Source organism: Pyxidicoccus trucidator (assembly GCF_010894435.1).
Lineage (GTDB): Bacteria > Myxococcota > Myxococcia > Myxococcales > Myxococcaceae > Myxococcus > Myxococcus trucidator.
This window is the reverse complement of record NZ_JAAIXZ010000022.1, coordinates 175,147-200,318: the sequence shown is the minus strand read 5'-3', so window position 1 is coordinate 200,318 and position 25,172 is coordinate 175,147. Positions and strand designations below refer to the sequence as shown.

Here is a 25,172-nt window from a genome sequence, read left to right as displayed (position 1 = left end):
GCGGGCCGCGAAGGAGTCCATCATGTCATTGCGTCGTGCCCTCCCCTGGAGCATCGCCCTCCTCTTGTCTTTCGCCGCCACCGTCTCGGCGGAGCCCTCCGCCACGGAGGCCAGCCAGTCCGAGCCCGCCCTCTACTCCAGCGAAGAGCTGCGCGCGGAGACGAGCGGGCCCGAGGACGTGTCCACCCTCGCCTGCGTCGCCGTCCGGTGTACGGATGCGAGCGAGTGCTGGAATGCCTGTCCGAGCGCGAGCAGCGTGAGCTGCGTCAACAATGGCTGCAGGTACACGTACCCCGGTGGTGGGGGTGGGGGCGGTGGCGGTCCGACGTGCCCGCTCACCCGTTGCAGCGACGACGCCGACTGCGTGTGCAAGGGGCAGCAGGGCTACTGCGAAGTGAGGGCCTGCCGTTACTGAGTGAAGGTTCGCCTCGGGCCGTCCTCACGGCGGTCCGAGGCGCGGAGCGCCCCGTGGCAACACGTCCCGGCGGTCGTGCATTGACGCGCAGGTGTCTTGCGTGTTGCGTCAATGACGGTTAACAATGCTGACGACGTCCTGGCTTGTCAGCGCCCCATGTCTACCCATCCCGTCTACACGCCAGGTTGCTCCCGCCTCTCCGGCCTCGAAGGGCTTGCTCGGCACGTCAGTGCCAGCGTCCTCGGCCTGTCAGGGCAGTGTTGTTGTTGTTGTCTCGCGTGCTGAGCGCCCCGCGGTCCCCTTCCCTCAGCGGCCCTTTGTCGTTCTCCTGTGCTGACCGGGCGTCCCGGTAGCACGTGCAGTGCCCCTCCACGTCTGAGCTGGCGTCCCCCATGTCCAATCCCGCCCCTCGTGTATCCACGAAGGCCGTCCTCTTCGTTTCCCTGTGGCTCTCCCTGGGAGCGTGGGCTCAATCCCCGCCCCCGGAGCCTGCTCCAGCCACCCAGGCTCCGAAGGAACCGGACGTCCCGGCCGAGTCCAAGCCCAAGCCGCCCCCGTCGCCTGGAGTCACCATCACCGCCGCCCCCGGCAAGGGCTTCACCGTGGCGACGGATGACGGGAGGTACTCCGCGACGGTGCGTGCCCGCTTCCAGATGCGGGAGACGGTGACGGGCCAGGACCTGGAGGGGGCACCCCGGCGGTGGACGCAGGAGCAGCAGGTGCGCTCGGTGCGGCTCTTCCTCCTGGGCAACGTCCTCAACCCGGACCTCAAGTACACGCTGCAGCTCGCCTTTGGAGGGAACGACTTCGAGGCCGGCTCCTCGAGCCCGATTTTCGATGCCTGGGTCGAGTACACGGCGGTGCGGGATTTGAACGTCCGCGTGGGCCAGTTCTTCGTCCCCTTCGACCGCGCGCGCACCATCCGTGAGTCGAGCCTGCAGTTCGTGGACCGGCCCATCATCATCGGCGAGCTGACGTTGGACCGGGACATGGGGGTGATGCTGTCCTCGAACGACTTCCTCGGGGTGGGCGGGCTGCTGAGCTACAACCTGGGGTTCTTCGGAGGCGAGGGCCGCAACCGCTTCGGGCCCTCGACTCCGGGCCTGCTCTACGTCGCCCGCTTCGCGGTGCGGCCCTTCGGCGCCTTCGACGACGACGTGGAGGGGGACCTGCAGCGGCTGCCGAAGCCCCGGCTGATGGTGGGTGTGGCCGGCGCGTACAACCAGAAGACGAACCGGCAGCGCAGCACCACGGGCACCACCTTCGTGCTCGGCACCTTCGACTACGTGCACGCGGACGTGGACGCGGTGTTCAAGTACCGCGGCCTCTCCGTGCTCGCGGAGTTCCTCTACCGTGAAGGGTCCCCCTCGTTCCGGGACGGCACCGTCAACGGGCAGCCGGCCCGCGAGTGGTCCCGCTCGGGCTGGGGCTACGTCGTGCAGGCGGGCTACATGCTCACCTCGAAGGTAGAGGCCACCGGGCGCTTCGACCTGCAGAAGGTGAAGTCGGACAGCGACCCCGCGCTCATCGCCCAGGTGGACCAGCAGGGACGGGAGGTGGGCGCGGGCCTGAACGTCTATCTGAACGGGCACGCCTTCAAGCTGCAGGGCGACTACTCCTATCAGTTCGGACGGACGGGACCGGCACGGCACCTCGTCCGGCTCCAGCTCGACGCGTCCTTCTGAGGCCTCACTTCTTCGCCACGCCGGAGGCCTTCACGCCGAGGACCTTGTCGAAGAACTCGAAGGTCGCGGCGAGGGCATGCAGATTCGCTTCCCGGGTCTCCTCCGGGGACTTGCCGATGAAGCCGTGGTCGAGTCCGGGAAGCACGGTGACCTCGTGGGGAACGCCGGCCGCCTTGAGCTTCTCGGCCATCTCCACCGTTTGGAGGTATGGCACCGTCTTGTCCGCATTCCCGACCAACAGCAACAGCGGCGGGTCTTTCGGGTCGACGTAGGACACGGGGCTTGCCGCTTCGAGCTGCCCCTCCTTGCATTGAGTGGCGAAGCACCCCGTCAGGAGCCACTCCGGCGCGTCAGGCGCGTCTCGCGACAGCGCCTGCTCCTGCCGCGCCTGCGCCGCAATGGTGGCGATGTTGAAGACGCCATACCAGGCGACGCCGCCCTGCACGCAATGGGAGACGCTCGTGGGAGCCTTCACGTCGGGCTGCTCGTCCGGGACGGCGGTGCCTTCCTCCTGGACCGGCTCGAGCGCGGGGGCATCGCAGCTGACGGCGGCGAGGCCGGCGAGGTGCCCGCCGGCCGAAACGCCCCAGGTCATCGCACGGGCGGGGTCGATGGCGAACTCGGGCGCGCGGAAGCGCAGCCAGCGGATGGCCGCCTTCACGTCTTGTATCTGCGCGGGAAAGGGCGCTTCGCCACTCAGCCGGTATTCGATGGAGGCGACGACGTAGCCCCGGGCCGAGAGCAACGCCAGCACCTCGGGAAAGTCCACGAAGGCCCCGCTGCGGTGTGGGTGGCCCGCCAGCCACGCGCCCCCATGGATGAAGGCCACCAGGGGAAAGCCCTGCTCGGGCCGCTGCACCTCCTTCGGAGGCACATAGAGGTCCAGCGTGAGTGGCCGGAACCCCTTGGGCGTCGCGTAGGTGAGTGCGGGAATCCCCGTCGCCCCGTTCGAGAACGTCACGTTCTTTCGGGGGTACCAATCTTCCTGCACCGTCTGCGGCGCCACCTGGGGAAGCGCTGCCGGTGCGGAATCGGCGGAGTGCGCCGATTGGAGTTGCGAGGCGCAGGCCGCCACGACCCACACCACCGGCAGGATGGACGTCAGGACCCCTGCTCTCATGTGCCCCTCTCGAGCAAGCCGATTGGGCGCGGATGAGAGACTGGCGCGAGCGAGGCGGCAAGACGCGGAGCACGGTTGTGTGGGCCTGCAATCACCCGGTGCGCCGCGGTGTCGTCAGCCGGGCACTGGCTGCGCCCTCCGAGGCCTGCGTCCGAGCGACGTGACACCGGCTCCCGAGTCAGCGCGTCGCCTCACGCCTCCTGCCTCCACCACTCGCCACGGAGTCGCCTCCGGCCATGGAGGGCAGACCCCGCGCATCCTTCCTCTTCCCGAGTAAAACCAGCAATTCTGCCACAACTTGTTTTTCCGTTAAGTCACGGGAAAGCAACAAATCTAGCAAAAGTGAAGTTTTCCTACAATGACAAGGAGGCGTGCCGTGACGAGAGACGTCCGCCGCTACGACGTGGTGTTGGTGGGAGGAGGAATCACCGGGCTGATGGTCAGCCACAAGCTGTCCCGGCTCGGGCTGCGGCTGTTGCTGCTGGAGAAGCAGCCGACGCTCGCCAGCGGGCCCTCGACGCGCAACGAGGGCTGGCTGCACCGGGGCAGCTATCACGCCGGCTCCATCCGCGACCGGGAGAATGCGGTCCAGGTGGCACGCCGGTGCATCTACGGGCACGAGCAGATTCGCGCCTTCGCCCCGGAGGCAGTCGAAGACGCGGACCGGACACCGCTGGTCCTGGTCCGTGACGCGGACAGGGTCCAGGAGCTCATGTCCCGCTGGGACGAGGCGGGAGTCTGGTACCGGCCCCGGACACGGGCCGCGGCCGCCGCGAGCTTCCCGGCGGCCGACCTGTCCCGGTGTGCCGCCGTGTTCGAGGTGGCGGACGTCAGCATCAACACCCGGATGCTGTACCGCAAGCTCTACACCTCCGCGCAGCAGGGCGGCACGGAGGTCCTCACCGGCGCCCGCCTGGAGCGCATCAACGGCCTGGAGGCCAGCGTCGTCACCGCCAGCGGCGAGACGCTCCACGTCGAGGCCGGGCTGTTCGTCTACTCCGCCGGCTTCGGCGCCAGGGACCTGTTCCGCGACTTCTTCAAGCTGGAGCTGCCCATCCGTTACTGGAAGAGCCACCTGGTCGTCGTGCCACGCCTGGGCGCCCATGGGCTGTTCTACGTGGACGCGCATGAGGCGGCGATGATGCACCATGGCGGGTACAGCATCGTCGGCCTGAACGAGGACGCGCTCCTCTGCCCCGAGCCTGACTACAACGTCATCGCGGAGAAGGCGGACAACCTCCACCGGGCCCTGGAGCGGCTGGTGCCCGGCTGGAAGCGTGGGGCGCCCTTCACCGACGTCGCGTGCACGAAGGTGGACTTCGCGCCCGACGCGAGCGCCGCGCGCTCGCTCAACATCGCCATCCACGAGCCCGTCCCCGGGCACATCTGCATCCTGCCGGGAAAGATGACCGAGACGCCCTTCCTGACGGACGTCCTGACGGCGCGGCTCTACGAGCGCCTGGAGGACGGACTCATCGCGAAGCGCCCCTGTGACGTCCTGCACGCCCACCTCACCCAGCCCCGTCGCGAGCCCTCCCATGCTGCCTGACCTGGACCTGCTCTCCGCCCTCAACGCCCCCCGCCGCGTGGCGGGCCTGCTGACAATCGAGGAAGTCCTCGCGCTCGCCAGCAGCGGCAATGTCATCTTCGACCCGTTCTCCGTGCTCATCTCCCGCCATGCCCGCATCGGCCAGGGCAACGTCTTCCATCCCTGCGTCACCCTCACCTGCGCGGCGACCGCGGAGCTGCGGATTGGCAACCGCAACACCTTCCACACCGGCACCCTGCTGGCGGCGGAGACCGGCCCCATCTCCATGGGAGACGGCAACCAGTTCGGCGAGGGCGGCTTCACCGCGAAGGCGAACAGCCCCGGCGCGCGCATCGTCATCGGCGACGGGGGACGGTACCTCGGGGGCGCCTCCATCTTCGGCCAGACGGAGCTCGGGTCGGGGACCCAGGTGCTGGGGGCCATCACCGTGGAGGGGTGCAGCCTGGCCGGAGGCGCCGCGTTCAGCGACCCGGACCCGGACCGGCGCGCCGCCGTCCTCAAGGGCGCTGGAACGGCCCGCCGGCTGGTGCTCGGCGTGGGTCAGGTCATCGCGGGCAGCGGCACCTTCCGCCTGGAAGACGCGAAGCCCCAGTCATTCTTCCACCCGAAGGCGGCGCCATGAGCTCCCCGGGAGACACCCCTGCCGCGCCGGGCCCCGTCGGACTCGGGCTTGGCCTGCTGTCCATTGGCCGCGCCTGGGGCTACCGCTCCGAACCTCCACCACCCGAGGCGGACGCGCGGCGCCTGCTCGAGTGCGCCGTCGAGGCCGGAGTCCGCTGCTTCGACACGGCTCCCGCCTATGGCACCAGCGAGGAGCGCTTCGGAACCTTCCTCGCGACGCTGGGCTCCCGGCGCGAGGAGCTCCTCGTCGCCACCAAGCTGGGTGAGCACTGGGACCCGGAGGCCCGCGCCTCCTTCACCAATCACTCCCACGATGCGCTCCGCCGCAGCCTCGACCAGAGCCTGCGCCGGCTCGGGCGCATCGACCTCCTGCAGGTGCACAAGGCCACCGCGGCCAACGTGGGCGCGCCCGACGTGCTGCGTGCTCTCGAGTACGCCCGCACGCTGGGCATCTCCTGCCTTGGCGCGAGCATCAGCGACGTGGCGGCGGCGGAGGCCGCCTGCGCGGTGGGCCTCTATTCCTACCTGCAGTTCCCCTACAACGCGCTCCACCGGACGCTGGAGCCCGTCTTCGCGCTGGCCTCGCGGCATGGCCTCCAGGTCCTGGTCAACCGGCCCTTCGCCATGGGCCAGTTGCTCCATGACACGGAGCGGCCACGCGAGCTCGTCCTGCGAGAGTCACTCGACCACGTCCTGCGCCAGCCCTTCACGGGCTACGTGCTGACGGGGACGAAGTCCGTGGACCACCTGCGGCAGACGCTCGCGGCCTTCCGCTCGCGGGGAGGCTGACATGTGGATTGCCTATGGCCTCGGCGCGGGGGTGATGCTCGGCCTCTATGACGTCTGGACGAAGAAGGCGATGACGGGCAACGACGTCATCCCCGTCGTCATGTGGTCTTCCCTCTTCGGAGCGCTGGTCTGGATTCCCGTCCTCTTCACCGGGGCGCTGCCGATTCACATCGACCCGCTCGGGCTGTCACTCCGCGAGCACGCGCTCCTGCTCCCCAAGGGCATCGCGATGACGGCCTCGTGGATTCTCGCCTACTACGCGGTGCGGGAGCTGCCCATCTCCATCGCGGGGGCCGTGCGGGCCTCGGGCCCTCTCTGGACGCTCGCGGGCGGGTTCGTGATGTTCCGGGAGTTGCTGACGCCGATGCAGTTCCTCGGCCTGATGATCACCGTCTGCTCCTACTACGTGCTCTCGGTCATCGGCAGGAAGGAAGGCATCGTCGTCTTCCGCAACACCCCCGTGCTCCTCATGCTGTCGGCCACCGTGCTGTCGGCGGTGACGACGGTCTACGACAAGTACCTCGTCGTCCAGCTCCAGCTTCCCGTCCTGGAGATACAGGCGCACTCCGCCTTCCAGCGGTTCGCCCTGTCCGCCCTCATCTTCGTACCGTACATGCTGCGCAGGGGCGGCCTGGGGCTGGGCCTCACCTGGAGCTGGGCCGTTCCCCTGGTGGGCATCTCCTGGGTGCTGGCGGAGCTCATCTACTTCCACGCCATCATGGATCCCCAGGCGTTGGTGTCACACGTCTCCGTCCTGCGCCGGACGAGCCTCATCGTCGCCTTCCTCGTGTCCGCCGTCCTCTTCCGCGAGGCGAACCTGTGGCAGAAGACGCTCATGATTCTCGTCCTGGTCGTGGGGATGGCCATCCTCATCCTCGGCCGGTGAACGCAAGCGGGCCGCTTCCCCAGCGGGAAGCGGCCCGCGCGTCCGAAGCGCTCCCGCTGTCCACCGAGGCGGGCATCCCTCGGGGTTCGCTGGATTTGCGCGTTGGGCCGGACCTGGAGTTGAGCGACACTCTCCTGACCTCAGGGGGGCGGAGCCCACTCTGCCCCGGAAAGCCACACCATGCGCCTCCGGCATCCGCTTGCGTCCGTCCTGGCCGTCCTGCTCCTCGCCGTGCTGCCCCGGTGCGCGCCACCGGACACCGCGGGCGAGGGCGCGGCCCCCATGCCCACCGAGGCCACCCAGGCCCTCACGCCGGGCGGTGGGCTGCGGTTCATGACGTACAACATCAAGCACGGGGAGCTGAGCAGCCTGGAGAGCATCGCCAGCGTCATCAATGGACAGGCGCCGGACCTCGTCGCGCTCCAGGAGGTGGATGTCCTCACCAACCGCGCTGGCAAGGTGGACCAGGCCGCGAGGCTGGGACAGCTCACGGGCCTGTACCACGCCTTCGTCCCGTCGCTGCTCAGCTACGACGGCGGGCAGTACGGCCTCGCGGTGCTGTCGCGCTACCCCATCCGCTCCGTGCAGCGCATCCCGCTGCGCTCCGCCGCCGAGCAGCGTGCACTGGGGCTGGTGGAGGTGGAGCTGGATGCGACGCATGTGGTGCCCGTGGCCGTCACCCACTTCGGCACCACCGGCGCCACGGAGCGGCTCAACCAGGCCGAGGACGTGAAGGCGGCCCTGGCGGGCAGGCCGTGGGCGCTGCTCGGCGGCGACCTCAACGCCACGCCCACCGAGTCCAGCATCACCAGCCTGAAGACGCTGCTCTCCGACGCGTGGACGCGCGGCGGCTCGGGCAACGGCTATACCCAGAGCGCGAGCTTCCCCACGCGCCGCATCGACTACGTGATGCTCGGCGCCGGGTGGACGTCGCCCGTGACGGCGGCCGTCGTGGGCGCGTCGTCGCAGTCGGACCACCGGCCGGTGGTGACCACGCTCATCCTCCCCTGGAGCCAGTCACTCTTCGGTGACCGCGCGCCCGCCAACGCCGTGGAGGAGGCCGACACCCGGGCCGCCGAGCTGGGCGTGCGCTTCCGCAGCAACGTCCCCGGCACCATCCAGGCGCTGCGCTTCTACCGGGGCACGGGCAACGCCAGCGGCTACGTGGCCCGCCTCTGGAGCGGCACCGGCACGCTGCTGGCCCAGGTGCCCGTGAGCGACGGCCGCATCCCGGGGTGGCAGGAAGTCGCGCTGCCCACGCCCGTCTCCATCAGCGCAAACACGCTCTACGTGGCCTCGTACCACACGTCCAATGGCCGCTTCGCGCGCGACGTCTCGGGGCTCGCGAGCGCCGTCACCAGCGGCAACCTGACGGCACCCGCCAGCGCGAGCGTCGGTGGAAACGGCGTCTACGTGTACGGCGCTGGCGGCTTCCCCGCGAGCAGCTACAAGGACACCAACTACTGGGTGGACGTCCGCTTCGTGCCGTCGCCCTGACATCGAAAGCTTCCAGCACCAGCGCCTCGAACAGCCCTCGGAAAAACCGTGGCGTTTCTCACTTCCTCGTAAGGTAAGGTTCCGGCGTCGTATCGACGCATTGCCTGGAGAGCGTGAATGTCCAAGAAGACCCTTCGCATCGTTGCCCTTCTCTCCGCGGTCGCTGGCGTTGGCCTGGCGGCCCTCACCCTGGTGCCGAGCACGGCGCAGGCCGGGGAGCTGCCCTCCGGTTGCTACTACCACCCCATCACCGGCGCGCTGATCTGCCCCTACCCGCCGCGCTGAAGCTACGCTGCTTCACGGCCGGGAGCCTCGCGTCGCATGTGAGCGCGGGGCTCCCAGGCCGGGAGCAAGGCCAGTCGCCGGAGGGTGGTAGCGCCATGTCGAACCGCGCCGAAGAAGTGACTCAATACATGGAGGCGCTCGACCACCCCCTGAAGGATGCAATCGAGGCGGTGCGGTCCTACCTCCTGGACTCCAACAAGGAGCTCACGGAGCGCATCAAATGGAACGCACCGAGCTTCTGCTTCAAGGGCGAAGACCGGGTGACGTTCAGGCTGCACCCCGGGAACCGCTTCCAGCTCATCTTCCACCGGGGCGCCAAGGTCAAGGACAGCAAGGGCTTCGTCTTCAAGGACAGCTCGGGCCTGCTCGAGTGGGTTGCCGAGGACAGGGCCGTGGTCTCCCTTCAGGACCTGAAGGACGCGAAGGCGAAGAAGACGGCGCTGGTGAAGGTCGTGAACCAGTGGATGAAGTCGACCTGCTGAGCCGTCAGCCGTTGTTCCGCAGGGCGAGGAGGTAGGCGGCGGCCGCCCCCAGCGCTGAGACCATTCGCACATGGTTCCACGCCGTCCAGGTCGACACGTACCGTGCCCACAGGCTCGCGGCCTCGGCGCGGGTTGGATCCAGTCCCGCGAGCGCGCTGTTCCGGGGGACGTTGAACACGGCCGTCACGCCGATGACGCCAACCACATACAGCACGCCGCCGAGCAGCAGATAGCGCGAGCCTGGCTTCTCCCACGAGAGCACCGCGGAGCCGGCGACGACCACCGAGGCCAGGGCCGTTCCGAAGAGCACCGACATGAAGGCGGGTGTCACCGCCTCCACGTTGATGGACTGCATCGCGAGGATGCCCTGCGCTGGCGGAAGGCGGGCGAGGGCCTTCATCACGAATGCGGAGAACGCGAACAGGATGCCCGCCACGACGCCAGCGCCGAGCGTCGAGAAGCAGGTCAGCAGGTAGAGGACTCCGTGGCTCATGGGCAGGGTGCTCACGCGCCCGAGAGTGCCACGGACTGACGGAGGTACGTCGCACTCGCCGCCGCTTCGACGAGGAATCTGCCCACGCTCCGCCGGGAGATGCTCATCCCCCGGGCCTCCCCTGCTGGCGAGGCGAAGGGGGCGCCACCCTCCACCGCATCCGTCAGCCCGACGGGCTGCGCCAGCACCCAGTCGAGACCACTCTCGCGGACCTCGCGCTCCTGCCGCTCGGTGTCGGCAATCTGGGGCTTCAGGAGCAGCGAGAAGATGAGCCTCCACTTGAGCGGCAGCCGCCCCCGCGTCTCCCCCACCCCGTAGGTGGTCTGGACCACCAGCTTGCGGATGCCGTGCTTCCGCATGGCGGAGATGACGTTTCGCGTTCCCTTCGAGCGCACGTCGAGCGGCGTCCCGGTACTGCCGCGCATCCGGACCGCCAACGGATTCTCGCGGATGCCCAGGGTGACGATGACCGCGTCCTGCCCCCGCACCGCGCGCTCGACGTCCTCGGGGTTCGTCGCGTCCCCCTTGAAGGACTTCAGGTGCTCCGACGCCACGGAGAGCGCGTCCGGCCGCCGTGCGAAGGCCGTCACCTCGTGCCCCGCGGAAAGCAGCTCCTCGACCGTCGCACGTCCAGAACCTCCCGTTGCGCCCACCACCAGGACTCTCATGACAGCTCCCTTTCTGGGTTGATTGCCTGAATCCAGAATGGCTTCCCAGGTCGGGACTCTCAATGACCGGACGTCGCTACTTCATGCTCATTCGTCCAGACCTCCTGGACGGCACCCCCGCTGGGCGGCATGTTGCATTCATGGCGGACAAACAGCTCTGGGCCCCCGTGGACCCGCTTGGCGAGGCGCTGCACTTCCTGCGGATGAGCGGCAGCTTCTATTGCCGCTCGGAGCTCACCGCGCCGTGGGGGCTCGGCATGCCGGCGATGGACGGCTGCATGTGGTTCCACGTCGTGACGTCCGGCCGGTGCTGGCTGGACGTCGAGGGCGCCGAGCCCCTGTGCCTCCAGCCAGGCGACTTCGCGCTCGTACCGCATGGCGAGGGCCACCGGCTCTGGACGGAGCCCCACGTCGCCACGCCCAACGTCGTCGAGCTGCCGCAGGAGCTGGTCAGCGAGCGCTACTCGCTCCTCCGGTATGGAGGCGGCGGCGCGCTGAGCACCGCCATCTGCGGGGTCGTCCACTTCGACCACCCGGCGGCCCATCAGCTCATCAAGCTTCTGCCGCGCGCCATCCACCAGGACACCTCGGAGGGGCTCCACCTGGACTGGATGCAGAGCACGCTGCGGCTGATAGCCGCCGAGGCGAAGGAGCTGCGCCCGGGAGGGGAGACGGTCATCACCCGGCTCGCGGACGTCCTGGTCATCCAGGCCATCCGTTCGTGGCTCCAGAAGGACCCCGCCGCGAGAACCGGCTGGCTTGGCGCGCTGCAGGACCCGCAGCTCGGCCGGGCCATCATGCTCATCCACCGGGACCCCGCGCGCCCGTGGACGCTCGCCTCGCTCGCGAACGAGGTGGCGATGTCACGCTCGGCCTTCGCGGCGCGCTTCACCGAGCGAGTCGGCGAGCCCGCGATGCACTACGTCGCGCGCTGGCGGATGCACGTGGCGCTGACCTGGCTCAAGGAGGACAAAGCCACCCTCGGCGAGGTTGCCAGCCGCCTCGGCTACCAGTCCGAGGCCGCGTTCAGTCGCGCCTTCAAGCGCTTCATTGGCGTCTCACCGGGCGCGGTGAGACGCAACCCGCGCTTCACTTCGAGCGCGGCGCCGCGCGCATGACGAGCATGCCGCGGAAGGCGTCCCGATACGCCCACGCCAGGTAGAGCTCCAGGGCCAGGACGACGAAGGTCATCACCATGCCGCTCGGCAGGAGGAAGGCGTGGAACGCGACGATGTTGACGACGACGGGGGCGATGAGGGCCAGGGCCAGCGGCACGAAGCGGTTCGCCAGCAGCAGCGCCCCCACGACCACCTCGGTGCCCTTGACGAGCTGGAACAGGTAGCCGGACTTCATCATCGCCAGGCTGAACGCGACGGCGCCCTCGGGCTGGGCCTCCGTCGGGGGCGGGATGAAGTTCAGGAAGCCGTTCAGCCCGAAGACGAAGAACATGAGCCCCATCAAGAAGCGTGCGGCGGTCGGAAGGTGGCGGGTCAGGGACTTCGTACCCTCGACCCCGGTGGCCTTCGCGTTGAGCGTCATTTCCGTTCCCATGGCGGACTCCCCTTCGTGGTTCCTGCGTGTGGTCACTGCCTCTGACCTCACGTCGAACGACGAGTCGCGAGATCGACACGCCGGCTGATTTTTCGGGCAGGCCCTGGCAAGTGCCTGGAATCACAGGGGCTACGGCAGCTCCGGGAAGTGGATGACGCGCCCGCCCGGCCCCACGGCCCAGATGCTGGATGGGGTGACCAGCGCGATGTCCCGGAGCTCGCCCGCGGGCAAAGCCGTGTACAGGGTCTGCCACGCGCTACCCGCGATGCCCGTGTATCGACGGATGACGCCCACCGCGTCCGTGACGTAGACCGACGAGCGGTCCGGCGCGCAGACCCCGGTGAAGTCAACGACCGCTGGAGGCGTTATGGCTGCCCAGTTGGCGCCCCCCCAGGCCACCACGTTGTTACCTTCCCCCACCGCATACGCGAGCGACGACGACACCATCCACACACTCCGGATGCTGGTGCGATGCGCCCCGGGCACCGTCATGGGGCTCGTATCCGGGCCCCCGGTATAGGTCTCGATCCACGGCTGCTGGTTGCCCCCTGCCTCCTGGCCCCCGATGAACAGGCGCGCGCTGTCGACGCCATGGACGTCCCTGTAGACGGGGCTGTTGTCATCCACCAGCACAGGCGGACTGCCCGACGTCCAGGAGTGCAGCTGGCCCCCCGCATTCACCACGTAGAGCAACGTCCCGCCCCCTTCGAAGCCGACGATGCCCGTGGCGTTGCTGGTGACGTCCGTCAGCGGACGCTGCTGGGTGCAGGTCGTGCCGTCATGCTGGGCCACCCGGCCGGCATCGCCCGCCAGGAACACGCTCCCATCGCTGTGCACCCAGGCGGCATTCCAGGTGGTCATCCCGCAGGTTCCATCGAAGCTCGTGAACGTCCCGCCCGCGCTGCTACGACGCGCCAGCGCGCCTCCCCCACCGGCAATCCACACCGGGTAGCCGGTGGTGCTGTCCTTGTTGATCGCCACCGTGTTCCAGTCACGCCCGATGACCGCCGGGTCTGTCAGCTCGCGCCAGCCGGCCCCCATACAGACATTTCCTTCGTCGGCCGAGCTGTTGCAGTCGTTGTCGCGCTGGTCACAGACCTCGGTGCCGTTGCCCTTGTTGTGCCGGTCCGTGTCATTGCAGTCCGTGTTGCGGGGCGCCGTATTGGGAGGAACAGGCTGGGTGGGGCAGACCGCCTGTGCGGTGGCGGTGATGGCCCCATCACCATCACCGTCCGCATCGGTGTAGTAGTTCGTCGCGGCAGGCGCGTTACAGGTGGTGGCGGACTGCGCCATGTTGCACACGTAGATACCGGTACACGGTGCGCCGCACGCCGCGCCCTTCCGGGTCGTGCCACTGGTGAAGGGCTCGTCCACGCCGCCAGCGCAGTTGTCATCGATGTCGTTGCACCGCTCCATGGCGCCGGGGTTCACCGCGCTCTCGCTGTCGTTGCAGTCAAAGGTGGAAGTCGGCGCTACGTAGCCCGCGGGCTGCGTGCAGCCGAGCACCGGGGCCGCCTGGACTCCGAAGGTGTCCCCGTCCGCGTCCCGGTGCCACGTCTTGTTGAAGCCCTCGTCCACGCCACCCGCGCAGTTGTCGTCGACGTCGTTGCACGTTTCCTGCGCACTGGGGTTCACCGCGCTCGCGTCGTCGTTGCAGTCCCCGCCGGCCGTCGCGTACCCATCCGGTTGATTGCACTTCTGCCGCGAGTCCGAGTTCCGCCCGAAGCCGTCTCCGTCCGCATCCCGGTAGTACGTGCTCACCACCAGCCCCTCGTCGGCCGCCCCGTCGCAGTCGTTGTCCTTGTCGTCGCACGTCTCCGCCAACCCGGGCCTGCGCGCGGCGTCGGTGTCATCACAGTCGTTGTTGGAGACGACATGGTTCTGCGGCGCGAGGCAGGCCCTGACCACCGTTCCCGCCCCCACCCCGTCCCGGTCCGCATCCAGGTAGAAGTCGGACAGCTGCAAGCCGTTGTCGACGCCACCGACACAGTCGTTGTCGATTCCGTCGCACAGCTCGGCCACGCCCGGCGAGCGGCTGGCAGTCGTGTCGTCGCAGTCGCCGCCCCGGGCCACGTGCTGGGCTGGCGCTGTGCACACGACCTCCGGCTCGCCCGCGCCGTAGCTGTCTCCATCGGCGTCCCGGTAGAAGCGCCGCTGCGTGACGGCGGCATCGTTGTCGGCGCAGTCCGTGCCGTCACCCGCCGTGTGCACGAAGCCGTCGTCGTCGTCGTCCACCGCGCTCAGCGTGACGGCCACCGTCTGCACGCCGGCCGTGTCCAGCGTCACGGTCCGCAATGCACTGGCCACCACGGGACCGGTACAGGACTGCTCGCGCGCCGTGGTGATGATCTCCAGCGTCCGGCCCCAGTCATCTCTCCGGAAGATGCTGAGCACCAGCTTCCGATCCGACGCCTCCCGGCCCAGGACTTCAATCGGCTTGACCTCCGAATGGTCCTCCTGAGCGTCCTTGTCGCGGGCCTCCACGGAGATGCAGCCCGCCTTGAAGGTGAAGTCGACCTCCAGCCTCACGGCGGCCTGCCGTGCGTCGGGAAGCTCGTTCTTCTCCTGACACGCGGTGAGCAGCAGGAGGGGCCACAAGGGGAGCAGGAGGCGGCGCATGGCGGCGCAGTGTAGCCGCTTCCGCGTCCCCTGCCCTCTCAGGGGTGTCCAATCCTGAGCGAAACGCGCCCCCCGTCCCGGGCTGGGCCCGGCGTCAGTCGAGCAGCTGCATCAGGTCCGCGCGGGTGATGGCCGCTCCCCCTTCCGCGCCGCCGAGCGCGGACTCGAAGAGGGCGCGCTTCTTGTCCTGCAGGGTGAGGATCTTCTCCTCCACCGTCCCCCTGGACACGAGCCGGTACACCATCACCGGCCGCTGCTGGCCGATGCGGTGGGCGCGGTCCGCCGCCTGGGCCTCGACGGAGGGGTTCCACCATGGGTCCACCAGGAACACGTGGTCCGCCGCCGTGAGGTTGAGGCCCGTGGCGCCCGCCTTCAGCGAGATGAGCATCACCGGCGGGCCGTTGGGGTCCTGGAACGACGCGGCCACGGCGCCACGGTTGGACGTGCTTCCGTCCAGCCGGATGTAGCCGATGTCCGCCTCCTTCAGCGCCGGCTCGATGAGGTCCAGCATGGACGTCCACTGCGAGAAGACGAGCGCCTTGTGCCCCTCCTCCACCGCGGTGCCGAGCGCCTCCAGCAGCGCCTCCACCTTGGAGGACGTCTTCGCCTGCTGCCCCGGCACCAGCGCGGGGTGGCACGCCGCCTGACGCAGCCGCAGCAGCGCCTCCAGCGCCTTCAGCACGCTGCCGCCCTCCTCCAACTGGGACACGACCTCCTCGCGGGTGGCCGCGTACACGGCGTCATAGACGGCGCGCTCGCGCTCACTGAGGGTGACGTGCCGCACGGAGTCCGTGCGCGGCGGGAGCTCTGGGGCCACGTCGCGCTTGAGCCTGCGCAGCACGAAGGGGCGGATGCGCGTGCGCAGCTTCTCGGCCGCGCCCTTCTGGTTGTCCGAGACGGGGCGAGACCACCGCTCCTCGAACTCCTTGCGCCCTCCGAGCAGCCCCTGGTTGGTGAAGTGCATCAGGCTCCAGAGCTCCTCCAGCCGGTTCTCAATCGGAGTACCGCTGAGGGCCACCCGGAAGCTGGCCTGCAGGCCGTACGCGGCGCGCGCCACCTGGCTGTCGGGGTTCTTGATGGCCTGGGCCTCGTCGAGCACCACCGTGTCCCACGTCTTCGCGCCGAGCACCGCCGCGTCCAGGCGCATCAGCGCGTAGGTGGTGAGCGTCACGTCGGCCGCCTCGTCCAGCGCGCGGCCGGGGCCGTGGTACACGGAGACCTTGAGCGAGGGACGGAAGCGCTTCACCTCCGCCTCCCAGTTGGGGAGCACGCTCGTGGGGGCCACCACCAGCGTCCCCGGGCCCAGCGTGCAGATGGTCTGCAGCGTCTTGCCCAGGCCCATGTCGTCGGCGAGCACGCCGCCCAGGCCCGCCTGCCGCAGGAAGGTGAGCCAGCTCACGCCCTGGAGCTGGTAGGGGCGCAGCGTGGCGGTGAGGTCCTTCGGCAGCTGCACGTCCGGCAGCTTCTCGAAGCCCTGCACCAGGGGCGCCAGCCGCTCCAGCCCCGGCGGTGACGGGTGCTCCAGCGCCTCGCACAGGCCGGTGAGCTGGGGAATGGCGTGGTTGGCGAGCCGTCCGTCCGAGCCGCGCGAGGCCAGCAGGTCCGCCACGCGCTGGCCATGTGACTTCAGCCACGCCGTGGGCAGCGGCGCCCACCCTCCGCCCTGAATCGGCACCAGCCCCAGCCCCTCCTCCCACGCGCGCAGCACCGCCGCCGCGTCCACCGTCCGGGGCGGGGCGCCGGGCTCCGCGCCCTCCACCTGGAAGTCGAACGAGAAGCCCACGCGCGGCACGCCCGCCTCCGTGGCGCCCGCCTCCACGTTGAGCGTGGGGCGCAGCTTCAGGTTGGGGCTCACCACCCCCGCCGCGTCGCCGGTGAGGCCGCCGCGCCAGCGCCGCAGCTTGTCCGCGAGCTGCACCGCCTCCTTGCCCTGCACCGTCACGCGCCGGCCGGGCACCATGTTCAGCTCGTCGCGCAGCTCGTGGATGAGCTTCTGCTCGGTGGCCTCGTCGCGCACGGGCACCGCGCCCTTCACGTACACCATGCGCCCGTTGTCGATGCGCACCGAGGGCGGCGAGCCGTACACCAGCGTGGGCAGCACGGACAGGCCAGAGTCCAGCTGGTTGAGCTCCACGGAGATGCGCGGCTTGAGCGTGCGGTCGATGGGCGGCAGCCGCTGGCTCTTCACGTCCACCGGCATCCGCCGCGCGAGGTCCGGCAGCACCTTCCCGGTGAGGTCGCCCATCTGCGCGGGCGAGAAGGCTCGCTCCTGCGGCAGCTTCTCCAGCCACGGACCGGTGAGGGTCTGCTCCCCCAACTTGCAGAGCGTGTCCCCGCACAGCGCCAGCCCCGGGCCCACCATCTCGGTGACGCGAGGGTCCTTCTCCACCTTGAGCACCGTCTGCTCGCCGCGGTCCTCCACGGTGACGCGCGGGAAGAGGGGCTCGCTGGAGACGGACACCAGGGTGCCTTCGAAGATGATGGTGCGCGCGGGCTCCAGGACGCGCAGCAGCGCGTCGAGCCGCTCGGGCGGGAGCGCGCCCTTCGTGGGCCGCAGGAGCAGCTTGTCCGCGAGCAGGTCGCACGGCTCCACCTGGATGCGCGCCGCCTCCACGGGGTTGGCCAGCACCGACGCCAGGCTGCGCGCCAGCAGCCGCGCGGTGTTGTCCGGACGCACCACCAGCCGCTCGAGCTGGAGTCCTCCGTTCACGCGCTTGAAGCGGTACACCATGCGCTCCGGCTTCGGCGCGGCTCCAGGACGGGCGGGCGCGGGTCGGGCCTGTGCTACGGGTGGCCGGGCTGGCGCGGCCTGGGTGGGAGCGCGCGACACGGGGGCACGCTGGGTGACGGACTGGTGGAGGATGAGGGCCGCGGCGACGACGTGCTCGCAGGGGTCCACCTTGCCACGGCAGTCGCACTCCCAGATGTCGTCCTCCGGGTAGAGCACGGTGGTCAGGGGGGCGGGCCGGCCGGTGACGCGCACCCGCAGCACGGCCTCTTCCTGTCCCACGGACTGCACCGAGACGGCGCCGGAACGGGCCAGACTCATGCCGGCGGACCAGGTGTCCGGACGCGCTTCCTCCTGGACGGCTTCGAGCAGCTCCGCGGTCACAGACATACGAGCCCCCTCCCTATCCCCACGACGGGCCCGGTGCAACAAGGGCCCCACCGCGCCGGGCCCGCTCCCGCGCCACCGTCCCCGGAATGCGGAACGGCTTCACCGCCCGTGTGACGGGGCGCCGCGCGGCGTCCCCGAGAGACGCGAAGGCCCACGCTCGCGCGGAGGTGGCGGGTTCGCGTCCCCTTCACGCTTCGGATGGGGCGGCAATCGACGGCGCGTTAGAGTCCGGCGCCATGTCGCTCCCCCATTTCGACAACTACCCCGAGTTCGGCACGGACCGCCTGCGGCTGCGCAAGCCCACGCTGGACGACGCCAGGGCGCTCGCCCTCATCTACGGCCATCCCGAGACTTCGCGGTACATCCCCTACCCCGCGGCCGTTGGCATCGCGACGGTGCAGGAGAGGCTGACGCAGAACCTGGAGTCCGCGAGACGGGGCGAGGGCTTCCGCTGGATCCTGTGCGAGCACGGCCACGACGAGCCCGTGGGCACCGCGGGCCTCTTCCAATGGAGCAAGGCCGACCGGCGCGCCGAGGTGGGCTACGTGGTCAGCATCAGCCAGTGCGGCCGCGGCTTGATGAAGGAGCTGATGCCCGCGCTGCTCCGCTTCGGCTTCGAGGAGATGAAGCTCCACCGCATCGAGGCGCACGTGGACCCGGACAACACCGCGTCGATTCGGGTGCTCACCCGCGTCGGCTTCCAGCAGGAAGGCGTGCTGCGCGACAACGTCGCCGACGGCGAGTCCTTCCGCGACACCGTCATGTTCTCGCTGCTCGAAGGTGAGTGGCGAAAGACGGGCTGACACGGCTGTCTCCTCTGGGGGCCTCGCGCGCGTGCCAGGACTGGCACGTTCCGCGTCTCGCCCGGGTGCCCCGAGCGGTCGACTCCAGCCCAAGTCCGCGGAATCGCGCGGCTTTGGGCTCCTGAAGGCGCATGGCACCCGGCTTGCCCTGGGGAGGTGCGTTCGACGGCGGTGAAGGTCGAACCCACCCAGGAGCAGACAATGAGCAGCGATGGAACCCGCGCGGTCAGGCGTTCACGGTTGAAGTCAGGCTTCGCCCTGTTGTTGGGCGTGGCCACCCTGTGCGGCTGCGGCACCGAGGACATGAGTGCCGCCGGTCCGATGACGAGCGACCCGGAGGCGTCGGGCACGGCGCAACAGGGGCTGAGCTACTACGGCGGCCACACGTATTTCATCTCCACCACGACCGCGACGTGGACCGACGCGCAGAAGACCTGCGCCGACATGGGCTACGGCATGGTGACCCTCAATGACGCGGCGGAGGAGCAGTGGCTGAAGTCGCAGCTCCCCTCGCCGTCCTCGGAGTGGTGGCTCGGCATCAATGACCGGGGGACGGAGGGCGTCTGGGAGTGGTCCGAGGACCCATCCACGTATCTTCACTGGAATCCGGGGGAGCCCAACAACGGCCAGGGGGAGGACTGCGGACTCTTCCTCAACGCGCTGGGCGGGTGGCACGACGCGCCTTGCACAGTCACCCGGACCTTCGTGTGCGAGAGCCTCCCGCCGGTCCTCGGGCAGTTCAACGGACACGACTACATCTTCTCCGGGACGCGGAAGCCCCGGGCCCAGGCGCGCGAGGCCTGCGCGAGCAGGGGCTTCGAGCTGGTGACCATCGATGACAGCGCCGAAGACACCTGGCTGAAGCAGCAGGTCCCCGCCGGCCGCGCGTCGTTCATCGGCTACAACGACCTCTCGCAGGAAGGCACCTGGACGTGGGCCGACGGCACTCCGGGCAGCTACGTCAACTGGCGCCAGAACGAGCCCAACAACACCCAGGGCATCGAGCACTGCGCCGTCAACAACGCTCCGCCCGTGGGCTCGATTCCAGCGGGCGGCTGGAACGACATCCCCTGCGACGTGTACTTCCCCTACGTCTGCGAGCGCCCCAGCCTGCCCGCCAACTACAAGTACGTCGTCTACACTGCGACGGGGACAGACTCCGCGAACCAGGGCACGAAGGACACGCCCATCTACCTCCAGGCCGGGCAGATCCTGGAGATGGGCACCTGCGGCCTGCCGACGGCGGTCGCGACGAATGACACGTACCTGCGCCTGCTGGGGCCGGACGGGCTGGAGGTGGCCGCCAATGATGACGACTGCAAGGGCTCGGGCTCGAAGCTGCGCTTCCGGGTGCCGGCCTGCGGCACCGGGAACTACGTGATGCGCGCCGGCTGCTTCGAGAACAGCTCGTGCGGCGGGCAGCTGGTCTTCACCGTCATTCCCGCGCCGACTTCGCAGCCTTGAGGCCTCGCGGCGCGAGCGGCTCCGGCGTGTAGAACCAGCCGTCCAGCACGCCGTAGGCGTAGAGCGCCGCGAAGGCATAGGCGCCCACCAGGTAGGAGAGGTTGAGCCCTCGGGCCACGCTCGCGTCCCCGGCGCTGTACTTGCCGTCGGGGCCGCGCAGCGCGAGGGCTGCTCCCAGCGAGGCCGCGGACACCGCGAAGGACGCCCCCTGCGTCACGGCCAGGAAGGTGCCCTTCGTGCGACGACCGTGCACCAGGTGGCCCACGCCGAAGGGCACCAGGTACCAGCCCCGCGAGGCCGGGTGTGCCGACTGGAGCGCACGGTCCGCGGCGGAAGGTGCGGGCATGGTGGATGGAGGTGGCAGGAGGTCGGGCGTCCGACGCTGGGCGGCCAGCTCGGAGATGCGCTGCCGATGCAGGGCGTGGACTCGCTCGACATAGGCGATGAAGTCTGGCGGATACACCAGTGGATCCAGCTTCGCGTCGGAGTCCACCGCGAGCCCCCGCACCACCTCGCGCTCCGCGCCCTCCAGGTCCTCCTGCGCGTGGTACGTGGCGGCCAGCAGCAGGCGGGCTTCGGCTTCCTGGGCCGGGTCCGTCAACTGGAGGGGCTGGAGCAAGGCTTCCAGCGCGCTCCGCGCACGCGACAGCTCGCCGGACTGATACGCCTCGCGAGCGGGCTCCAGCGGAGCTGCCGCCAGGACGAACGCCAGCAGGATTCCCGTCATCGCCTGCTCCCCAGGACCACTTCGGTCCGCTCGCCCGCGACGGCTTCGAAGTCCTGTCGCAGGACGTCGCCTCCGGGTCCCCGGGCCGACAGGACATGCTCGCCGTGGGTGACACTCACGGGCCCTGGCAGCGGGGCGACGCCCACCTCGACGCCGTCGATGAAGAGGCGGGCCCCCGCAGGTGCGATGATGGTGACGTCCGCCTTGCGCACCTGGAGGACGACTTCACGGGACACGGCTTCGCCAGCGGCGACGTCGATGACCTCCTCCACCACGTCACACAGCGGGTTGTCGAAACGCAGCCGGTGCGTGCCGGGCGACAGGCGCACCTCGCGCACGCGCGGCGTGTAGCCCCGGCTCTGGCCGTCCACGAACACCTCGGCCCAGGGGCGCGTCATCACCGTCAGCGTCGCGTAGCCCTGTGCCTCGGCAGGAGGCGCTTCGGCGCGCGGCGGGCTCGGTGTCGTGTGTTCCTGTGTCCCGGTGGGAGTTGCTTCGGGTGGTAGCGAGACCGGCGGTGTACGCAGACGGGCGGGCGCAGAAGGCTGAGCGCCGGAGCGTGCTGGCGCTCCGGTCCCCGACACCGTCGCGCCGCGAAGTGGGCGCGCGGACACCGAAGCCTGGCCTTCGACGTGAGGGCGTGCTTCAGGTGCAGGTGTCGGCACGAGCGGAGAGGCCGGCAGCGACGCGACCGCGGAGCTGGCGCTTTCAGGCGAGTGCCGTAACGACACCTTCCACGCGCCCCAGCCCATGACGCCCACGAGGCCCACCAGGACAGCGCTTCCACCGAAGACCTTTGCCCGCCCCACGCTCGGGCGTGCGCGCAGGAGCGCCAGGACTTCGGGGGACGCGGGCCTCAGCGCGAGGGCCTCGTTGAGCAGCCTCGCGGCCCTCGCGCCCTCTCCTGCCGACAGCAGCGCGCGCCCTTCCCCCAGCAGTCGCTGGAACCGGGCCTCACTCCAGCGCGCGGCAGACGCCTCCGGGTCCAGGAAGAAGTGTCGCGACGCCTCGGCGGGAGGCCCCACGAGCCGCACCACCGTCGCCTCCAGACACGCGGCCAGTTCCGCGCCATCCGACGGCCGATCACGCGCGTCGCGGGCAAGGCACCGGTCCACCAGCGCGGCGAGCGGCTCCGGGGTCCCTGGAGCGCTCTCGGACAGTGGCGGCGCGTCCCGCGTCATCACGGAGACTGCGAGGTGGGCGCTCCCCTTCCCGGCATGTGGCGTCGTGCCCGTGCACAGCTCGAAGAGGATGACGCCCACCGCGTAGACATCCGACGCGGGAGACCAGGCGCCGGTGTCGATGCGCTCGGGCGCCATGTACGCCAGCGAGCCTGTGATTGAGCCGGTGCTCGTCAGCCGCTCCTGGTCAGCCAGTGCGGCGATGCCGAAGTCCGCCAGCTTCAGCGGGCCGCCCTTCGACACCAGCACGTTCTCCGGCTTCACGTCACGGTGCACCACGCCGCGCGCGTGCGCGGCCTCCAGCGCCCGGGCAAGCTCCCAGCCCAGCAACACCGCCACTTCGGCCGGCACGGGAGCGAGCCTCCGCGCCAGCTCGCGCAGGCTCTCGCCCTGCACCCATTCACACACGAGGAAGGGGCCGCGCACCGCGTCCTCGCCGAAGTCGTGGACCTCCAGCACATTGGGATGCTTGAGCGAGGCCGCCAGTTCGGCTTCGCGGCGGAAGCGCTCGGCGCGGCGTCCGTCCTCGCCCGGGTGCATCACCTTCACCGCCACCCGGCGCGCCAGCCGCAGGTCCGTGGCCAGGAAGACCGTGGCCATGCCTCCACGCCCCAGTTCCTGCTCCAACTGGTAGCGGCCGGCCAGCAGTTCGTCCTTCATCGCGAGCGCAGTCTAGAGACGCCGCCCCAGGCGGGCAATTGTCGGGGGCTCACGACAACCGGCAGACGCGAAGGCTGCCTCCTGGCACCGGCTGGCATGCGCCGGACGGGCCGCCGGGACAATCCGAGTCGGACGTGCAGGGCCGGTGGCACTTCTTCGCGCCGCCCGCGTCCACGCAGAAGCCACAACGGGTGCAGTCCAGCGAGGACTCGCAGAAGTTCCCCAGCGTCTCCGGCTGCCCCGCGGTGCACTCCTCGACGCACACCGACTCCGGGTCACACCGGTAGCCTGGCGGGCAGCCATACGAGCAGCGCAGCTCACAGCGGCCGTCCTCGCAGCTGGCGAAGGCCGGGCAGGAGGCCACGCCGGAGCACACCTGCGTGAGTCGAGGCCCGGACTCACACTCCTCGTAGAAGGCGTCACACCGCTGCCCTTCCGGACACTCGAAGTCGCCGGTACACGCCCGCACGCAGGTGTCTCCCTGACAGCCCGCGTCCGCCGCGTCCTCGGACCGGACCTGGATGTCGAGCGGACACCCGAGCACCGTCAGGAGCGCGAGCGGCGCGAGAAATGACAGGAAGTGCGGGCGCATGGGAAGGCCAGGAGTACTCCAGGCCACGGGCGGAAGGACAGTCCCGCTGCGTCGGAGCGCGTGGCCGTCACTCCTCTTCGCCCAGGTATCGGAACACCGAGCGCAGCCCGATTCCAAGGGCCTGCGCCGCCTCTTTCTTGCTCCCACCGTTGCGAGCGATGGCCTCGCGCACATAGCGCTGCACGAAGGCATCGCGAGCCGCATCCAGGGGGACCAGGGGCGTCGAGTCCGCGCCCAGCTCCAGGTCCTCGACGCCGAGGAGCTCTCCCGGGGCGAGGATGGCCGCGCGCCGCACCCGCGACACCAGCTCGCGCACGTTGCCCGGGAAGGGGTGGCCCCGCAGGGCCTCGGTGGCCTTCTGGGTGAAGCCCTTCGCGCGCCGGCCCTCCTGCTTCAGCACGTGGTGGGCGATGAGCAGCACGTCGTCGCCCCGCTCGCGCAATGGGGGCACCTCGACGCGGACCTCGTCCAGCCGATAGAGCAGGTCCTCGCGAAAGGTGCCCTGGGCGACGCGAGCCTTGAGGGGCTGGTGCGTGGCGGAGAGAACGCGCATGTCGACCTTGCGCGGGCGGCTCTCGCCCAGCCGCGTCACCTCGCGCTCCTGGACCACGCGCAGCAGCCGCGACTGGAGGGCGAAGGGCATGTCCCCGATTTCGTCGAGGAAGAGCGTGCCGCCGTCCGCCGCCTCCACCAGCCCGGCCCTGTCCGCCCCCGCGCCCGAGAAGGCGCCGCGCACATGGCCGAACAGCTCCCGCTCGATGAGGGACTCGGGCAGCGCCGCGCAGTTGATGGCCACCAGTCGCCCGCGCCGTCCGCTGCGGCGGTGCAGCGCCCGGGCGACCTCTTCCTTGCCCGTGCCCGTCTCGCCCTGGATGAGCACGTGGAGGGACGTGGGCCCCAGGCGCTCCACCTGTCGGTAGAGCTCGCGCATGGCAGGGGACTCGCCGATGAGTCCCTCGAAGGTGGCCGCGGAGATGCGCTGGGTGAGGTTGTCCACCTGCGCGCGCAGCTCCGTCAGCTCGTGCGAGGTGGCCAGCAGCAGCGAGGCCAGCGAGGAGAGGGCCATGGCCTCTTCCAGGTGCGCGGCGGAGAACGGAGTGCGCCCCATGCGCCGGCCCAGATACACGGCGCAGCGGGGTGCTGCCCCGGCGCGCAGGGGAAGCACCAGGGCGGAGGTGAGACGCAGCGCCACGACGCTGGGTGCTCCTGCCAGCGCCGCGTCCGCGGCCACGTCGGGCACCCACACGGGCGCTCCCGAGGCCACCACCTGATTCACCAGACTGTCCACCACCGCCGCCTCCGGCACCGGGCCGGTGGCGCACAGCACCTGGCGCCGCTCCCCTTCCGCCGACACGAGGAAGCCCACGTCCGCGCCCGTCACCTCCGCGAGCCCGCGCATCGTCACTTCCAGCAACTCCGTGGACGGGCGCTGCGCGAGCAGCCGCGAGGCGAAGCCCGTCAGCACGGCCACGAGCTGTCCATGGGGCGCCGTCTCGGAGCCCGGCTTCGACACCTCCGGGGCGTCCTCGGAGAAGCCCAGGGTGAGTGTGGCCTTGCCCACGACGAAGGCGTCTCCCGGTGCCAGCGGGGCCAGCTCCACGCGCTTGCCTCGCACGCGCACGTCACAGCCCTTGCCGGCGGCGGACACCGACCAGCCACGCTCGTCGCGGAAGAGCAAGGCATGGCTGGCCTTCACTCCGGGCACCTGGAGAATGATGTCACAGGCGGGGTCCGTGCCCAGGGACACCACGGGCTTCTCCAGTGCGACGTGACGGCCATCCGGCAGGGTCAGCAGAAACGGCATGGGTGCGGTCGAGCCTCGTCCTCGGGAGCGCTCTCAACCTCCGGAGTGCATAGTCAAAGCATGACCGGACTCAGCACCCAAGCCGGGCGAGTGTCGCGTCCAGCAACGCACGCGGGCGCGCGAGCCGCCCCGGCTCCCGGTGGTACCCAACCCAGACGACGCC

The 25,172-nt window shown here is 69.9% G+C and carries 22 protein-coding genes; 12 read left to right on the top strand and 10 right to left on the bottom strand.

What is annotated here, in order from left to right; translation table 11 throughout:
- Positions 1-22 precede the first annotated feature (22 nt).
- Together G4D85_RS41355 and G4D85_RS41350 are read left to right on the top strand one after the other, a co-directional pair.
- A complete protein-coding gene (locus tag G4D85_RS41355; protein WP_164019770.1) occupies positions 23-415 on the top strand; it encodes a hypothetical protein in 393 nt (130 codons plus the stop codon).
- A gap of 392 nt (positions 416-807) precedes the next feature.
- Positions 808-2,100 (top strand): porin, encoded by a 1,293-nt coding sequence (locus G4D85_RS41350; RefSeq protein WP_164019769.1) that lies wholly within the window; start codon positions 808-810, stop codon positions 2,098-2,100.
- Positions 2,101-2,104: 4 nt separating this feature from the next.
- Here G4D85_RS41350 and G4D85_RS41345 read toward each other — a convergent pair whose 3' ends face one another.
- Complete coding sequence (locus G4D85_RS41345; RefSeq protein ID WP_164019768.1) at positions 2,105-3,220, bottom strand: alpha/beta hydrolase; 1,116 nt, start codon at positions 3,218-3,220, stop codon at positions 2,105-2,107.
- Positions 3,221-3,596: 376 nt separating this feature from the next.
- Here G4D85_RS41345 and G4D85_RS41340 point away from each other — a divergent pair, with 376 nt between their 5' ends.
- The 7 genes from G4D85_RS41340 to G4D85_RS41310 all read left to right on the top strand — a co-directional run bounded on the left by G4D85_RS41340 (position 3,597) and on the right by G4D85_RS41310 (position 9,329).
- A complete protein-coding gene (locus G4D85_RS41340) occupies positions 3,597-4,769 on the top strand; it encodes an FAD-dependent oxidoreductase (RefSeq protein WP_164019767.1) in 1,173 nt (390 codons plus the stop codon).
- Positions 4,759-5,391: an AraC family transcriptional regulator gene (locus tag G4D85_RS41335; protein ID WP_164019766.1), complete on the top strand. Its 633-nt coding sequence runs from the start codon at positions 4,759-4,761 to the stop codon at positions 5,389-5,391. Before G4D85_RS41340 ends, G4D85_RS41335 begins: the two co-directional genes overlap by 11 nt.
- A complete protein-coding gene (locus tag G4D85_RS41330; RefSeq protein ID WP_164019765.1) occupies positions 5,388-6,179 on the top strand; it encodes an aldo/keto reductase in 792 nt (263 codons plus the stop codon). The genes G4D85_RS41335 and G4D85_RS41330 overlap by 4 nt, the downstream gene beginning before the upstream one ends.
- Before the next feature lies 1 nt (position 6,180).
- Positions 6,181-7,065 carry a DMT family transporter gene (locus tag G4D85_RS41325; RefSeq protein ID WP_164019764.1) on the top strand — a complete coding sequence of 295 codons (885 nt, stop codon included), beginning with the start codon at positions 6,181-6,183 and terminating at the stop codon, positions 7,063-7,065.
- A 180-nt stretch (positions 7,066-7,245) separates the two neighbouring features.
- On the top strand, positions 7,246-8,562 hold the full coding sequence (locus G4D85_RS41320) for a DUF4082 domain-containing protein (protein ID WP_240359806.1): 1,317 nt from the start codon (positions 7,246-7,248) through the stop codon (positions 8,560-8,562).
- Between the two features lie 117 nt (positions 8,563-8,679).
- The gene (locus tag G4D85_RS41315; RefSeq protein WP_164019763.1) at positions 8,680-8,847 is read left to right on the top strand and encodes a hypothetical protein; all 168 of its coding nucleotides are present in this window, start codon (positions 8,680-8,682) and stop codon (positions 8,845-8,847) included.
- A gap of 95 nt (positions 8,848-8,942) precedes the next feature.
- Positions 8,943-9,329: a DUF1801 domain-containing protein gene (locus G4D85_RS41310; protein ID WP_240359805.1), complete on the top strand. Its 387-nt coding sequence runs from the start codon at positions 8,943-8,945 to the stop codon at positions 9,327-9,329.
- Between the two features lie 4 nt (positions 9,330-9,333).
- Here the strand turns inward: G4D85_RS41310 and G4D85_RS41305 are convergent, their stop codons facing one another.
- Together G4D85_RS41305 and G4D85_RS41300 are read right to left on the bottom strand one after the other, a co-directional pair.
- A complete protein-coding gene (locus G4D85_RS41305; protein WP_164019762.1) occupies positions 9,334-9,822 on the bottom strand; it encodes an anthrone oxygenase family protein in 489 nt (162 codons plus the stop codon).
- 11 nt (positions 9,823-9,833) lie between these two features.
- Positions 9,834-10,490 (bottom strand): NAD(P)-dependent oxidoreductase, encoded by a 657-nt coding sequence (locus G4D85_RS41300; protein ID WP_164019761.1) that lies wholly within the window; start codon positions 10,488-10,490, stop codon positions 9,834-9,836.
- Between the two features lie 140 nt (positions 10,491-10,630).
- Here G4D85_RS41300 and G4D85_RS41295 point away from each other — a divergent pair, with 140 nt between their 5' ends.
- On the top strand, positions 10,631-11,608 hold the full coding sequence (locus G4D85_RS41295; RefSeq protein WP_164019760.1) for an AraC family transcriptional regulator: 978 nt from the start codon (positions 10,631-10,633) through the stop codon (positions 11,606-11,608).
- On the opposite strand, the gene G4D85_RS41290 is transcribed toward G4D85_RS41295, so the two are convergent.
- From G4D85_RS41290 to G4D85_RS41280, 3 genes are all read right to left on the bottom strand, one after another.
- A complete protein-coding gene (locus G4D85_RS41290) occupies positions 11,580-12,041 on the bottom strand; it encodes a DoxX family protein (protein ID WP_205525927.1) in 462 nt (153 codons plus the stop codon). The two genes, G4D85_RS41295 and G4D85_RS41290, sit on opposite strands and share 29 nt — an antisense overlap.
- 129 nt (positions 12,042-12,170) lie before the next feature.
- Positions 12,171-14,660, bottom strand: a complete 2,490-nt coding sequence (locus tag G4D85_RS41285; protein WP_164019759.1) for a putative metal-binding motif-containing protein — start codon at positions 14,658-14,660, stop codon at positions 12,171-12,173.
- 94 nt (positions 14,661-14,754) lie between these two features.
- A complete protein-coding gene (locus G4D85_RS41280) occupies positions 14,755-17,778 on the bottom strand; it encodes a DEAD/DEAH box helicase (protein ID WP_164019758.1) in 3,024 nt (1,007 codons plus the stop codon).
- Between the two features lie 236 nt (positions 17,779-18,014).
- Here G4D85_RS41280 and G4D85_RS41275 point away from each other — a divergent pair, with 236 nt between their 5' ends.
- Positions 18,015-18,581 (top strand): GNAT family N-acetyltransferase, encoded by a 567-nt coding sequence (locus G4D85_RS41275; RefSeq protein ID WP_164019757.1) that lies wholly within the window; start codon positions 18,015-18,017, stop codon positions 18,579-18,581.
- Positions 18,582-18,821: 240 nt separating this feature from the next.
- Positions 18,822-20,045, top strand: a complete 1,224-nt coding sequence (locus G4D85_RS41270) for a lectin-like protein (RefSeq protein WP_205525926.1) — start codon at positions 18,822-18,824, stop codon at positions 20,043-20,045.
- Here G4D85_RS41270 and G4D85_RS41265 read toward each other — a convergent pair.
- The 4 genes from G4D85_RS41265 to G4D85_RS41250 all read right to left on the bottom strand — a co-directional run bounded on the left by G4D85_RS41265 (position 20,017) and on the right by G4D85_RS41250 (position 25,009).
- A complete protein-coding gene (locus G4D85_RS41265) occupies positions 20,017-20,772 on the bottom strand; it encodes a hypothetical protein (protein ID WP_164019755.1) in 756 nt (251 codons plus the stop codon). The two genes, G4D85_RS41270 and G4D85_RS41265, sit on opposite strands and share 29 nt — an antisense overlap.
- Positions 20,769-22,613, bottom strand: a complete 1,845-nt coding sequence (locus G4D85_RS41260) for a serine/threonine-protein kinase (protein WP_164019754.1) — start codon at positions 22,611-22,613, stop codon at positions 20,769-20,771. Before G4D85_RS41260 ends, G4D85_RS41265 begins: the two co-directional genes overlap by 4 nt.
- A gap of 49 nt (positions 22,614-22,662) precedes the next feature.
- Positions 22,663-23,205 carry a latent transforming growth factor beta-binding protein gene (locus G4D85_RS41255; protein ID WP_164019753.1) on the bottom strand — a complete coding sequence of 181 codons (543 nt, stop codon included), beginning with the start codon at positions 23,203-23,205 and terminating at the stop codon, positions 22,663-22,665.
- Between the two features lie 67 nt (positions 23,206-23,272).
- On the bottom strand, positions 23,273-25,009 hold the full coding sequence (locus G4D85_RS41250; RefSeq protein ID WP_164019752.1) for a sigma 54-interacting transcriptional regulator: 1,737 nt from the start codon (positions 25,007-25,009) through the stop codon (positions 23,273-23,275).
- Positions 25,010-25,172: the final 163 nt, after the last annotated feature.